Here is a 284-nt window from a genome sequence, read left to right as displayed (position 1 = left end):
GAGAATCGTGGCGGTGTCGGTGGCGAACCGGGTGAACAGCCGATCCTCGCCACGGCCGAACTCCGCACCGCCTTTCGGGTCCGCCAACCGGACATCCACCAGGCCGTCACGGATCGCGGGACCGATACCGGCCAGGATCGACCACAACACCGAGCCCTTACCCGACCCGGTGGCGCCGGCGAGCAGGATGTGGGAGTACAGCACCCGCAGCCGCCAGGTGTCGAAGTCCTCGGTTACCCCGACCGGGACCGCCTCCAGGTCCACCCCGTTGTGAACCACATCCG

The 284-nt window shown here is 68.3% G+C and carries 1 pseudogene; it reads right to left on the bottom strand.

Features of this window, described 5'->3' with window-relative positions:
- Positions 1-284: pseudogene (locus ACW2Q0_RS31250) on the bottom strand (FtsK/SpoIIIE domain-containing protein); the annotation flags it as partial.

This window comes from Nocardia citri (assembly GCF_054065835.1).
This window is presented reverse-complemented; position numbering and strand designations above follow the sequence as displayed.